This is a genomic window from Pseudoalteromonas sp. BZB3, assembly GCF_040104455.1.
Classification (GTDB): Bacteria; Pseudomonadota; Gammaproteobacteria; order Enterobacterales; family Alteromonadaceae; genus Pseudoalteromonas.
On the sequence record NZ_JBECOS010000010.1, the window covers coordinates 338,092 to 352,240 of the forward strand.

12 protein-coding genes are annotated in these 14,149 nt (G+C 41.5%); 2 read left to right on the top strand and 10 right to left on the bottom strand.

Going from position 1 to position 14,149, the window contains the following annotated elements; all coding sequences use genetic code 11:
• Positions 1-3: 3 nt before the first annotated feature.
• From bamA to rpsB, 9 genes are all read right to left on the bottom strand, one after another.
• A complete protein-coding gene (bamA, locus tag ABMY35_RS11875) occupies positions 4-2,475 on the bottom strand; it encodes an outer membrane protein assembly factor BamA (protein WP_349286400.1) in 2,472 nt (823 codons plus the stop codon).
• 68 nt (positions 2,476-2,543) lie between these two features.
• Positions 2,544-3,896 (bottom strand): sigma E protease regulator RseP, encoded by a 1,353-nt coding sequence (rseP, locus tag ABMY35_RS11880; protein ID WP_349286401.1) that lies wholly within the window; start codon positions 3,894-3,896, stop codon positions 2,544-2,546.
• A 2-nt stretch (positions 3,897-3,898) separates the two neighbouring features.
• On the bottom strand, positions 3,899-5,089 hold the full coding sequence (gene ispC / locus ABMY35_RS11885) for a 1-deoxy-D-xylulose-5-phosphate reductoisomerase (RefSeq protein WP_349286402.1): 1,191 nt from the start codon (positions 5,087-5,089) through the stop codon (positions 3,899-3,901).
• Entirely contained in the window at positions 5,086-5,952 is an 867-nt protein-coding gene (locus tag ABMY35_RS11890; RefSeq protein WP_349286403.1) for a phosphatidate cytidylyltransferase, read from the bottom strand. Before ABMY35_RS11890 ends, ispC begins: the two co-directional genes overlap by 4 nt.
• A gap of 11 nt (positions 5,953-5,963) precedes the next feature.
• A complete protein-coding gene (locus ABMY35_RS11895; protein WP_349286404.1) occupies positions 5,964-6,737 on the bottom strand; it encodes an isoprenyl transferase in 774 nt (257 codons plus the stop codon).
• 76 nt (positions 6,738-6,813) lie between these two features.
• Complete coding sequence (frr, locus tag ABMY35_RS11900; RefSeq protein ID WP_349286405.1) at positions 6,814-7,371, bottom strand: ribosome recycling factor; 558 nt, start codon at positions 7,369-7,371, stop codon at positions 6,814-6,816.
• Positions 7,372-7,394: 23 nt separating this feature from the next.
• On the bottom strand, positions 7,395-8,132 hold the full coding sequence (gene pyrH / locus ABMY35_RS11905) for a UMP kinase (RefSeq protein ID WP_138481234.1): 738 nt from the start codon (positions 8,130-8,132) through the stop codon (positions 7,395-7,397).
• A gap of 148 nt (positions 8,133-8,280) precedes the next feature.
• Positions 8,281-9,132, bottom strand: a complete 852-nt coding sequence (tsf, locus tag ABMY35_RS11910; protein WP_058030521.1) for a translation elongation factor Ts — start codon at positions 9,130-9,132, stop codon at positions 8,281-8,283.
• Positions 9,133-9,236: 104 nt separating this feature from the next.
• Positions 9,237-9,965, bottom strand: coding sequence for a 30S ribosomal protein S2 (gene rpsB / locus ABMY35_RS11915; RefSeq protein WP_349286406.1), 729 nt, complete (start codon positions 9,963-9,965; stop codon positions 9,237-9,239).
• Positions 9,966-10,228: 263 nt separating this feature from the next.
• On the opposite strand from rpsB, the gene map reads away from it, so the two are divergent.
• The gene (map, locus tag ABMY35_RS11920) at positions 10,229-11,017 is read left to right on the top strand and encodes a type I methionyl aminopeptidase (RefSeq protein WP_349286407.1); all 789 of its coding nucleotides are present in this window, start codon (positions 10,229-10,231) and stop codon (positions 11,015-11,017) included.
• A gap of 61 nt (positions 11,018-11,078) precedes the next feature.
• On the opposite strand, the gene ABMY35_RS11925 is transcribed toward map, so the two are convergent.
• Positions 11,079-11,285 carry a hypothetical protein gene (locus tag ABMY35_RS11925; protein WP_349286408.1) on the bottom strand — a complete coding sequence of 69 codons (207 nt, stop codon included), beginning with the start codon at positions 11,283-11,285 and terminating at the stop codon, positions 11,079-11,081.
• Positions 11,286-11,525: 240 nt separating this feature from the next.
• Between ABMY35_RS11925 and glnD the strand changes: the two genes are divergently transcribed.
• A complete protein-coding gene (gene glnD / locus ABMY35_RS11930) occupies positions 11,526-14,144 on the top strand; it encodes a [protein-PII] uridylyltransferase (protein ID WP_349286409.1) in 2,619 nt (872 codons plus the stop codon).
• The last annotated feature ends 5 nt before the right edge of the window (positions 14,145-14,149 follow it).

Below are 14,149 nucleotides of genomic sequence, written 5' to 3' on the forward strand. Positions count from 1 at the left end.
TCCTTAGAATGTATTCGTTATATTAAAGCTGATAGTTTTAGTTTCGTCTTTGTCTTCTTTCTTCAATGGATAAGCAAAACTAATCAGCATTGGTCCCATAGGGGAAATCCATTGCAATGACAGACCTGTCGATACTCTGAAGCGACCTGGGTCTGCATAGTCACGTAATTTATTAACCTGATCTTCCGCTAGGTCTGAGTAGCGGTCAATATCAAACTCGGTGTCCCAAACGTTAGCAGCATCAACGAAGAAACTCGTTCTAACAGAACTTGTTTTATCTTCATCTAAGAATGGGGTTGGAACAATTAGCTCCATCCCTGCCACTGCTTTGGCATTACCACCAATTCGGCCTGATACAGTAAGCTGGTCAAACTCTGACGCCGAACCAATTGTACCTGTTGTACTACCATCAGGTAAAACAGAACCTGTGATTGGTTTAGTTACTCTTCTGATTGCCTCTGGCAGAATTGTATTTCTGTCAAAGCCGCGTAATTCTTCTTCCGTGATCCTGAAATACTCTTGGAACGGTAATATTTGATCAAACCCGTTCGTTGAACCATACCCGTTACCATATGCAAATGCTGCTCTGGTCGAGAACACCCAACGGTGATCATTACTGATTGGCCAATAGAAACGAGAATTGTAGTTAATCTTGAAGAAGTTAAGATCTGAATTTGGAGTAGTCGCATTCAAAGTTAATGACTGACGAGAACCCGCTGTTGGGAACATACCACGGTTAACCGTGATGCGGGACCAACCAAGACCTAACTCATATTTAGTAAATTCATACGCGGCATCTGGGTCTTCAGGATTAAAGAATGCCAAACGCATAATACGCGTTTGCTCATAGTCTGCAATGTCAGATAAGCTCTCTTCAATCCAGCGACCTTCGAAGTTAATACGGTTCACCGCATCAATTGGGAAGCCGAAGCTTGAACCAATACCATAACTCTTAGATTTATAAGGCACTAGACTAAAAGCAGATGAATCGTAATTACTATAGAAAATGCTGGTACCTTGCGATACACCATCTGGTGTAAAATAAGGATCAGTGTATGAAATACTATAGCGGTCAGAACCTTTCGACGTATTGATGTTAAACGCTAATTGGTTACCAGTACCTAAGAAGTTTGATTCACTGACACCTATATTGAACTGCAGACCAGCATATGAACCATATGCAACCCCCGCTTGGAAGCTACCTGCAGGTTGCTCTTTAACGGTGAAGTCAACGTCAACTTGGTCATCAATGCCTGCTATCGGTTTTACTTCAAACTCAACGTTTTCCATATAAGGTAGACGTTGAATCTGCAGTTTTGAACGCTCTAGACTCTGGTTAGATAGCCATGCGCCTTCAAGTTGCGTCATTTCTCGACGCACAACTTCATCTGCGGTTATTTGGTTACCATTCACCATAATACGGCGAACATAAATGCGATTACCTGGATTTACTGACAGTGTTAGTTTCACTTCTTTATTTTCGTCATCAATTTCAGGGATAGTACGAACTTCAGCATTTGCATAACCAAATCGTGCTAAATAGCTTTTAATGTATTCTTCTGAAGCAGTTACCACTGAACCATTGTAAAGCTCGCCCGATTTAAGCGGGATAATGCTCTTAAGAAGTTCTTCACGGCCTAATAAATCACCTATAAAGTCAAAACCTTTAACCGTGTACTTTTCGCCTTCTGTAATATTTGCAGTGACATACACAGACTCACGTTCAGGGCTCACTGACACTTGTGTTGAGTCAATGTTGAAACGCAGATAGCCTTTATCTAGATAAAAACTTCTGATTTTTTCTAAATCGCCTTCAATCGTCTGTTTTTGGTAGCGATCATTTGACAAGAACTTCCACCAAGGCAAATCTTGTTGTGATTCAACAAGGTTTAATAGCTCTTCGTCAGAAAACAGTTCATTACCAACTAAGTTAATTTGCCTAACTGAGGCTGCGTCACCTTCTTCAAACTCAAGATTTAAACGCACACGGTTACGTGGCAGCTCGGTGATGCTCACTTCGATCTTGGCATTATATTTACCAATGCTATGGAAAAAGTCGATCAAGCCTTTCTCAATGTTCGATAAAACAGTTCGATCTAAAGGCTCACCAGCACGGATATTCTGCTGCTCTAAACTTTCGTTTAATTGCTCATCTTTGATGTCTTTATTGCCATCAAATTCAATAGAGGCAATTGTTGGTCTTTCTCTTACTTTGAAGATGAGAAGTTCATCATCACGGTAAACTGAAATGTCTTCAAAGTGGCCTGATTTGTATAGCGCTTTGACTGTTTGAGAAATCGTATATTCATCAATGTTATCACCCACATTAATTGGAATATGGGTCAGTGCTGCACCTAGTGCAACACGCTGTAAACCTTCAACTTTCAAATCTTCTACGATAAAGGAGCTTTGCCCAGCTGCCGCAAAGCTTGCGCCAAGTAAACTGGTTACTGCGAGATGTTTTTTTATCGGCATTTTATTATCTTTATCCTTTACAACTATTAGCGTACATAGCGCTTTGTGGCTTTAAATGACATTTTGGCTTATAACCTTGAAACATCATTAAGCAATGCAAAACAGGTTAGGCCTAGAAGCAACATAGCCCCAATTTTATAACCTAACTCTTGTGTCTTTTCAGAGACTGGTTTTTTGCGAATAAGTTCAATTATGTAATACATTAAATGCCCACCATCTAAAACTGGCAGCGGCAATAAATTAAAAACTCCAAGATTGACACTTATTAACGCTAAGAAACTGAGAAAAGCCACCAACCCATAACTGACACTGGTGCCCGCGCCTACTGCAATTCCTACTGGACCACTCAAATTATTGACTGACACTTTGCCGGTAATTAAGTTACCAATCATGTCAAAACTCAATGTGATCAATGCGTAGGTCTTTTGTACGCCAAGCACAATACTATCCAATGGCCCATAATGTCTAGTTTCAATGTACCCAGGCGGCCAACTTTCTAACTGAGGAACAACACCTAAAAAGCCTTGTTGGATGCCATTTGGTCCAGTTCTCGCTTCAGGGGTTACTGATAAGATTTGTCGATAACCATTTCTCATCACTTCAAGCTGAATGGCTTTACTAGGTGAAGCTTGTACAAGGCTGACCAGAGATTGCCATTGTTCGATTTCTTGACCATCTGCAGTAAGAAGCTTATCCCCTACTTGTAAACCCGCTTGGCTTGCTGCTGAGCCTTTTGCAACATGACCAATAGTGAGTGTTAAAGCTGGTCTGTATGGCATGATACCAATCGCATCAAGTGGCGGTTGATCTTTTTTATCTAGCTTCCAACCAGTTAAATCGATGGTACGAATCTGAATTTGCTGCTGTGCATCTTGCACTTTGACATCGACTGATTGCTCACCTAAGTGAGACATCAAACTGAAGGTGACTTCTTGCCAAGAAAGTACATCTTGACCACCCATGGCTAAAATATGATCGCCCGACTGTAATTGTGCCGATGCAGCTCGGCTTTGCGGTTGCACATCACCCACAACAGGTTTGGCATTTTGCACGCCAATCATATACATGAGTGCCAGCGCGAAAATAGCAAAAATAAAGTTGGCTAGTGGGCCTGCGACTACAATAGCAATGCGAGACCAGACTGATTTGCTATTGAAAGAAAGATGCGCTTCGCTAGGGTCGACGGCTTCGACACGCTCGTCGAGCATCTTCACATAACCACCAAGCGGGATCATGGCAATCACATACTCAGTGCCAAGTTTGTCATACCAACGACACAAAGGCTTTCCAAAGCCTACTGAAAACCTTAAAACTTTTACGCCCGCTTTTCGTGCAACCCAAAAGTGTCCATATTCATGCACAGTTACTAAAATACCCAATGCAACAATAAACGACCCTAAGTGCCAGAAAAACTCAAACATAATCACTCCATGGTTTTAAGTATGTTTTTAGCTAAAACTCTTGCTTCATTATCTTGAGCAAGTACATCATCAATACTTGAAAGGTTTGTAATCGCGATGCGATTAAGCACATCAGCATTCACTTTATAAATATCAGTAAAACCAATTTGTTTATTTAAGAATGCTGCAACCGCTATTTCATTTGCTGCATTCACAGCAGTCGTAGCAGCTTGCCCCGTTTTACAGGCTTCAATCGCTAATGCTAAATTTGGGTAACGATGATAATCCGGTTTTGTGAAAGTAAAATCACAAATTTGTGAGAAGTCTAAAGGTGCAACACCTGCATCAATTCGCTCAGGATAAGACAAACCATATGCAATTGGTGTACGCATATCAGGTTGACCCATTTGAGCAATAACAGAGCCATCTTGATACTGTACCATAGAGTGGATCATACTTTGCGGGTGGATAACCACTTCAATATCATCTGCACTACAGTTGAATAGCCATTTTGCCTCAATAAACTCTAAACCTTTATTCATCATGGTCGCCGAGTCGACTGAGATTTTCTGACCCATAGACCAATTTGGATGAGCAACGGCTTCTTCAACGGTTACATCAGCTAAGGTATCAATATCACGATTTAAGAAAGGTCCACCTGAGCCAGTTAAAAGTATTTTACGAATACCGAACTGATTTAATTTAGGATCTGAGTGCTGCTGGAAAGTACTTGGTAAGCTTTGATAGATAGCATTATGTTCGCTATCAATCGGCAACAAGGTTGCACCATGTTGCTTTACTTTATCCATAAAGATTTGGCCTGACATCACCAAAGACTCTTTATTCGCTAAAAGTACTTTTTTGCTGTGCTCAACCGCACTGATTGTCGGCAACAAACCTGCAGCACCAACAATCGCAGACATCACAATATCAACATCACTGTGAGAAACCACATCTTGCATCGCTTGAACGCCTGTCAGAACCTGAACCTCTGATCCTGCTAAGTCATCCTTCAGTTGTTTTGCCGCTTGCTCACATTGCATCACCGCAAATTTTGGTTTAAATGTCTGGCACTGCTGACGCATTACCTCAACATTACGACCTGCAACTAAGGCGAATACCGAAAATTTATCAGCATTGCGGGCTATTACATCTAAAGTAGAAACACCAATTGACCCTGTTGAGCCAAGGATTGCTACCTGTTGAATGCTCATAACGCTACCGTCCACGCATAACAAAGAGCGAATATTGGTGCTGCTGCTGTAAGACTATCAATACGGTCTAAGATACCGCCATGACCTGGTAAACAACTACCTGAGTCTTTCAAACCCGCTTCACGCTTAAACATACTTTCTAGTAAATCGCCTACGGCTGAAAACAGTGCGATAAACACAGTTAATAAGGCATAAACTGGCCACATAGCTTGTTCGACGTCTGCACACGCACAGAAGATAACAACAAAAATAACCGCAGTAAGTAAACCACCTACTAACCCTTCAATAGTTTTGTTTGGGCTTACTTTTGGCATTAACTTATGTTTACCTAGGTTTTTACCTGCAAAATAAGCACCTATATCAGCACTCCAAACAATGCCTAATACCACCATAATTAGGGTTGAACCGAATAGCTCAGACTGTTGATATTCAGCACTACGCAAGACATTGAGTGCAAGCCAAAGCGGCACGAGTGTCAATAATCCAGCCACCGCTTTCATTACTAGACCTTCTGACCAAGCGCGAGACATGCTTGGATATTTAACAACAAGAAAAGTAGCAACAAGCCACCAGGCAAATGCAAGCGTGAAAACATAGTTAGCATCAGACAGTAATTGCCCGTTTTGCCATAGATATTCTATGGGCCAATGCAGGTGAAGTGCGCCAAGAATAACGGCGACTAAAGCCACGAATGTGCCTCTTTGCGCCATTTTTTTCAGGCCCATCAATGAAGACCATTCCCAAGCACCTAACAGGGTAATCGCACCAGCTATGAAACTAAACAGTGATAGGGGTGTATAAAACACCAAAAGCATTGCCAGTGGCGCTAGTACCACTGACGTTAAAATACGTAATTTAAGCAAATTAATAACCTTTAACTTGTTGTTTTGGACTCGGCAAGTAATTGTTTTATTTGTTCGCCGGTACAACCAAAGCGTCGCTCTCGAGATACAAAACAGGCAATTGCCTCAGAAAAAGCTTCTTCATTAAAATCAGGCCAAAGTGTATCTGTAAAATAGAGTTCAGCATAAGCTGCCTGCCAAAGTAAAAAGTTGCTGATGCGGCAATCTCCGCCAGTCCTTATCAACAAATCTAATTCACTTTGATCTGCCATACTTAATTGTGCTGACAAAGCGTCTTCTGTGATATCTCTCACAGTAAGTTGGCCATCTTGTACTTGCTTCGCCATAGATTGAGCGGCTTGTACAATATCCCAACGGCCACCGTAATTTGCCGCAACATTTAATTTCAGACCTGTATTATTAGCGGTTAATTCATGTGCAACTTTTACCCTATCTTGTAAAGATTCAGGAAAGCGTGAGATATCACCAATAATAGTCAGTTTTACATTATTCTTATGTAGTTTTTTAACTTCTTTAGATAAGACGAATAAAAACAGTTCCATTAAGGTACTGACTTCATCTTCAGGTCGTCGCCAATTTTCACTGCTAAAAGCAAAAAGCGTCAACGATTCAATACCCAGTTTTGTACAAAACTGAACAGCCGAACGAACGGAATCTACACCCTTTTTGTGTCCGTATGTACGAGGACGATTGCGGCTTTGCGCCCAACGCCCATTCCCGTCCATGATAATAGCAACATGTTTAGGCAAAGACTGCTTTGAAACTGTTTCAGTACTTAAAACCATAATTCCGATTTAGGTAAAAAAAAACGCCGCCTAGTATACCCTAGACGGCGTTTCAAAACTAATAAATTTGAGCTGGTTAGATTTCCATCAATTCAGCTTCTTTCGCGCTTAACTGAGTATCCATTTCTTTAACATACTTGTCTGTTAATTTTTGGATCTCGTCTTCGCCCTGACGTGCTTCATCTTCAGAGATGTCTTTGTCTTTTAGTAGCGACTTGATGTCACCATTGGCATCACGACGAATGTTACGAATAGCAACACGACCACCTTCAACTTCACCACGTACAATCTTGATAAGATCTTTACGACGCTCTTCTGTTAATGGAGGAAGTGGTACGCGGATCACAGTACCTGCAGACATAGGGTTTAGACCTAAATCTGAAGACATGATCGCTTTTTCAACTGCTTGCGCTAAAGACTTATCGAATACATTGATTGCTAATGTACGAGAGTCTTCAGTTGCTACGTTTGCTACTTGGTTTAGAGGCGTATCTGCACCATAGTAAGAAACTGTAATACCGTCTAATAATGCAGGGTGTGCACGACCAGTACGGATTTTAGATAGCTGGCTAGCAAGTGCTGCCACGCTTTTTTTCATGCGCTCTTCAGCGTCTTTTTTGATATCGTTAATCACAATTCAATCCTAGTCTTTGTAGATTATTCAGCTACTTGTGAAGAAATAAGGGTACCCTCTTCTTCACCCATGATAACGCGTTTAAGCGCACCTGGTTTATTCATGTTAAATACGCTCAAAGGCATATTATGGTCACGAGCTAGCGTAAATGCCGCTAAGTCCATCACCTTTAATTCTCTATCGATCACTTCATTATAAGTCAAATGACGGTGAAGTGTCGCTTCTGGATTTTTCACTGGGTCGTCGCTGAATACACCATCAACTTTTGTTGCTTTAATTACTGTGTCAGCTTCAATTTCAATGCCGCGCAAACACGCTGCAGAATCTGTTGTGAAGAATGGGTTACCTGTACCAGCAGAAAAGATCACTACTCGGCCAGATTTTAATAAGCTAATTGCTTCAGCCCAGTTATATGCGTCACATACACCATTAAGAGGAATAGCAGACATAAGACGTGCGTTTACAAATGCACGGTGAAGTGCGTCACGCATTGCTAAACCATTCATTACAGTTGCTAGCATGCCCATGTGATCGCCAACTACGCGGTTCATGCCCGCTTCTGCTAATGAGCCACCACGTAAGAAGTTACCGCCACCGATAACTAAACCTACTTCTACGTCGAGTTCTACAAGCTCTTTGATTTCTTGCGCCATACGATCCAATACTTTTGGATCGATACCAAAGCCTTCATCTCCCATTAAAGCTTCACCGCTTAATTTAAGAAGAACGCGTCTAAAAACAGGTTTTCTATTCGTAGTCATAATCTCAGGGCCATATGTAAAAGTGGGGATAAAAATAACCGCGCTTATGAAACTCATAAATGCGCGGTTATTCTAAAGAATTTTCAGCATTGAAGCAAAAGCAAATGCTGCCTAAATGTGGCTTTTTGCCTCTGCTTCATGAGTAAAATTACTCGCCTTTAGCTGCTGCGATTTGCGCTGCAACTTCTGCTGCGAAATCTTCTTCTTTCTTCTCGATACCTTCACCAACTTCTAAACGGATGAAGTTAGAAACAGAAGCGCCTTTCTCTTTAAGGAATTCGCCAACAGATTTCTTAGGTTCCATGATGAACGCTTGACCAGTAAGAGAGATCTCACCAGTGAACTTCTTCATACGACCTACAACCATCTTCTCAGCGATTTCTGCAGGCTTACCTTCGTTCATAGCGATTTCAACTTGAACTGCTTTTTCTTTTTCAACAACTTCAGCTGGAACGTCTTCAGGGTTAACGAAGTCAGGCTTAGAAGCAGCAACGTGCATAGCAACGTGCTTAAGTGTTTCTTCGTCAGCATCACCAGTAACAACAACACCGATACGGTCGCCGTGACGGTATGCAGAAAGCTTGTCACCATCGATGTACTCAACGCGACGAACGTTGATGTTTTCACCGATTTTAGCAACTAGAGCAACACGTGTTTCTTCGAACTGAGCTTTAAGTGCTTCGATATCACCTTTTGACTCAACAGCAGCGTCAAGTACAGTGTTAGCGAAACCTAGGAAGTTTTCGTCTTTAGCAACGAAGTCAGTTTGACAGTTAACTTCTAGAAGTGCAGCAAAACCTTCGCCTTGCTTGATTAAGATTGTACCTTCTGCAGCGATGTTACCCGCTTTCTTAGCAGCTTTAGCAGCACCACTCTTACGCATGTTTTCGATCGCTAGCTCGATATCACCGTTAGTTTCAGTTAGTGCTTTTTTACAATCCATCATGCCAGCGCCAGTACGCTCGCGTAATTCTTTAACTAGGGCAGCAGTTACAGCCATTAGTATATCCTCAAATATGAAGTTTTTTTTCGGGGTGCGGAATGACCGCTCTTCAAGAATATCAAGCCTTCATCTTATTTTGATGAAGGCTTGATGACAGCTAATTACTCAGCTTCTACGAAATCGTCGTTTTCAGCTTGTGCAACGATGTTGCTTTCACGACCTTCAGTGATAGCAGTTGCAACAGCACCAGTGTAAAGCTGGATAGCGCGGATCGCGTCATCGTTACCTGGTACGATGAAGTCAACACCGTCTGGGTTTGAGTTAGTATCAACTACAGATACTACTGGAATACCTAGGTTGTTTGCTTCACGGATAGCGATGTGCTCGTGGTCAGCGTCGATTACAAAGATAGCGTCAGGAAGACCGCCCATGTCTTTGATACCACCAAGGCTCTTCTCAAGCTTTTCCATTTCACGCGTCTTCATTAGCGCTTCTTTTTTAGTAAGCTTTTCGAAAGTACCGTCTTGGCTTTGAGCTTCAAGGTCTTTAAGACGCTTGATTGATTGACGAACTGTTTTCCAGTTAGTCAACATACCACCTAACCAACGGTGATTTACGTAGAACTGCTCACTTTGAAGAGCTGCTTCTTTAACTGCTTCGCTTGCAGCGCGCTTAGTACCTACGAAAAGGATTTTGCCTTTGTTAGATGCAACGTTCTGTAAGAACTTAAGTGCATCGTTGAACATAGGAACAGTTTTTTCTAGGTTGATGATATGAACGCGGTTACGTGCACCGAAGATGAACGGCTTCATCTTAGGGTTCCAGTAACGTGCTTGGTGACCGAAGTGAACACCAGCTTGAAGCATATCGCGCATTGAAACGTTTGCCATTTTAATTTCCTCTAATATTTAGGGTTAGGCCTCCACATATCCCATAGCACCAACACGTAATATATAATTACCTGCACCCAAGTGTATGTGTCGATATGTGTGTGTGTTAATATAAAAAGTATGTTTGTCTTAACTACAAACTATCTCGTAAGATAAATTTGTAAAAAGACGGCGCGCTTTATACCATATTAAAGCGCCAGATTCAACGATACGACTAAAATTTGTGCGTTATTGCAAATGAAAAATTAACGATTGGAGCCTCAATGAGTGCAGTGATTAAAACCCCTGAAGAAATCGAAAAAATGCGTGTTGCCGGTCGCTTAGCGGCTGAAGTCTTAGAAATGATTGAACCTCATGTTAAGCCTGGGGTAACAACTGAAGAGCTAAACACCATTTGTCACAATTATATTGTTGACGTTCAAGATGCGGTGCCTGCACCTTTAAACTATCATGGTTTTCCAAAATCAATTTGTACTTCAGTAAACCATGTAATTTGTCACGGTATCCCGAATGACAAGCCTCTAAAAGACGGCGATATCATCAATATCGACATTACCGTGATCAAAGATGGCTACCACGGCGATACCTCAAAAATGTTTCATGTAGGTACGCCGAATATTCAAGGCAAACGTTTAGCCCAGATCACACAAGAAAGCTTATACCTTGCAATAAAAATGGTTAAGCCAGGCGTGCGTTTAGGTGATATCGGCGCTGCGATTCAAAAATATGCTGAAGGCTTTAGTTATTCTATTGTTCGTGAATACTGCGGCCACGGTATTGGCGCTGAATTCCACGAAGAGCCACAGGTTATGCACTATGGTAAACCTGGCACAGGTGAAACACTGAAAGCAGGTATGTGTTTAACGATTGAACCTATGGTGAATGCCGGTAAGCGTCAATGTAAACTACTTAAAGATGGTTGGACGGTTGTCACTAAAGACCGTAGCTTGTCAGCTCAGTGGGAGCATACTTTACTTGTTACTGACAATGGTGTTGAAATTTTAACGCTCCGTAATGATGAGACGATAGATCGTGTAATAGAACACAATTAAGATTTATTGTTCTAATACTATAAATGCCAACTTAAAAAGTTGGCATTTTGCTTTTTACAGATTACCAATCTAAGAAGCCTGTTCCTTGGCAAGAGCGTGAAACAGGTACTTTTTTCCACTCACCATTTTCCAAATACACATAATAAGCTTGAGAGTTCTGGCAAATATAACCACCCATTAGCACCTCTGCCTGAACTGGTTTTGTTATACTTGCTGCAAGTATTAAAGTACTAAGTGCAAACATTGTTGTTTTAATCATGGTTTTCATATCTTTTCCTTGTTGTTAATAAAACCAAGCTTATAAAAACACATAATTTACACCGCATCAACAACTGGAAAACAAAAATACCCAAAGCAAACACACAGAACAAACACAAGAGTTCAAGCCCGTTTAAGAACTAAACGTTCGATCTTGTTATATGCTCCTCCACTCGCAATTCACAGCAACTTAGTGTAAAACTTATTAAGCGCTCATCAATTCATTTGATAAAAAAATCAGGGATATTCCGTGGCATTACCCAATAAATTAAAAACGCTTCTTGATTCAGCTAACACACTCGACGACTTTAAAGACTGCTCCGCTTTTTTTTATAAATGGCTCGGCAATGAATTCTCAAAGCAACCGGTTAAACACCTCATTCGCGCCCGTGCCGAATTTGTAGACTTAATGCTACAAAAGCTTTATATCATTACTTGTTTAAACAAACATGATGATATCGCGCTGATAGCAGTTGGCGGATATGGTCGAGGCGAGCTGCATCCTTACTCGGATATCGACTTTTTGGTTTTAGTTCAAGATGAGCCCAACGACCAACTAAAAGAGTCGCTTGGTCAGTTTGTTACCCATTTATGGGATCTGGGCTTAGAGATAGGCCATAGTGTTCGTACACATGAACAAGTATTAGAACAAAAAAAACAAGACGTGCACTTCACCACCAGCTTACTTGAGTGCCGCTTAATCAGTGGTAATGAATTAGAATTTGAACGCCTAAAAAGTCACATCATTGAAACACCTATCTGGCGCTCAGAAGAATTCTTTATAGCCAAAGTAGATGAACAAAAAATTCGTCGTAAAAAATGTCATGGTACGGCGTACAACCTCGAACCGAATGTGAAGGAAAACCCGGGGGGTCTGCGCGATCTGCAAACTATATTCTGGGTGGCAAAAAAACACTTCCATGCAGAGACACTTAGAGAACTCATCAGCCACGGTTATCTAACCCATGAAGAATATCAAGAGCTACTCGAATGTATCGAAAATCTCTGGAATATTCGTTTTGCTCTTCACCTTGCTGCAGGCAGAAACGAAAACCGCTTATTGTTCGACTACCAACCTCATGCAGCAGAATTATTAGGCTTTGGCTCTGAGGGTAAAGCCTCTGTAGAGCGAATGATGAAGCGCCTATTTAGGATCATGAGCCGTGTTCGCGAAATGAACCAAATGCTTCTGTCATATTTTGAACAAAGTATCTTGGTTGACCAAGTGAACCATCAACCTCAACCGCTCGATAAAAACTTTGAGCGTGTGGGTAATCGTATTCAAGTCACCGATCCTTCTGTTTTCTTCAAGCGTGAACATATTTTTGTGTTGTTTGAGCATATTGCTGATAACCCTGAAATCACTGATATTGAGCCCAACACATTAAGAACCATGCGCCAAGTCCGCCGCCGTCTTCTGGGTGATTTACAAGATTATGCAGGGTGTAGAGATGCTTTCTTACGCTTAATCAAGCACCCGAACGGTATGGGTAGAGCCTTCACGCTGATGCACAAGCACGGTATTATTGCGGCCTATTTGCCTCAGTGGCGTAATATCTTTGGGCAGATGCAATTCGACTTATTTCATGCCTACACCGTAGATGAGCATACTCATAAACTAATAAATAATATCTATAAGTATTTCGATAAAAGTAAGCAAAAAGATTTTCCTATTTGCTCAGCAATTGTCACTGGCATGGACAAACCTGAGTTACTTTACCTTGCTGGTATTTTTCATGATATTGCCAAAGGCCGCGGTGGCGACCACTCAGAGCTAGGCGCTGTTGATGCAAGTACCTTTTGTAAAGTACATGGCTTTAGTAATTCAGAGGCGCGTTTAGTCGCTTGGCTGGTTGAAAATCATTTATTAATGTCGGTCACGGCGCAACGAAAAGACATTAATGACCCTGATGTGATTGCAGAGTTTGCATCTCGCGTTAAAAATGAACGCCAACTAGATTATTTATATTGCTTAACTGTTGCCGATATTCGGGCCACCAATGACAACCTTTGGAATGATTGGAAAAATACCCTGCTACGTGAACTGTATTTGCATACACAACGCGCTTTGAGAGCGGGTCTTGAAAACCCAATGGACATGCGTGACCAAATTCGCGATAAAAAGCAACAAGCCAAACAGCGCCTCATTGAACTGGGTTTTGAAGAGAGCCAGATTGACTTCATTTGGTCTCGTTTTAAAGCTAACTATTTTACTGGATTCAGTGAGCAGCAAATTTCATGGCAATCCGAGCACTTACTCAAGGTGAAAGACCTCAATGACTTTAGTGTGATTGTCGGTGAGAAACCGCTTCATGGGGGCACACAAGTCTTTGTTTATAGCCCTTACGAAGCCAGTTTATTTGGCAAATTAGTCAGTGTTATCGGCTCTAAAAAAGCACAAATTCAACACGCACAGGTCATGACGACTAAAGATGGCTTTGTGGTCTTTAACTTCGTAATACTCGAACAGGACGGCGATCCGGTTTCAGTGAATCGTGCCCGCTCTATCCGTAAAGGCATTGAGTCTTTACTTCAAGATCCGAAGAAAAAGATCAGAGTGAAGAAGAACCGCTCTCACCGATTTAAAGATTTTAATATCAAGCCCAAGGTGATTGTGCGCCCGCATGCGCGTGAAAATCGTAGCCTAATTGAAATTCAAGCCATCGATATTCCGGGGCTTTTAACTAAAATAGCCGAAGTATTTCAGGCTAATTCACTGCATATTCATGCCGCACGTATTACAACGGTCGGCGAGCGTGCAGAAGACTTTTTTGTTATTTCAAATAAAGATTATCAAGCCCTCAATGAAGAGCATAAAGTAACACTTCAACGAGACTTAATGAAAAAATTAAACGCAGAAACAAATTAGAGGAA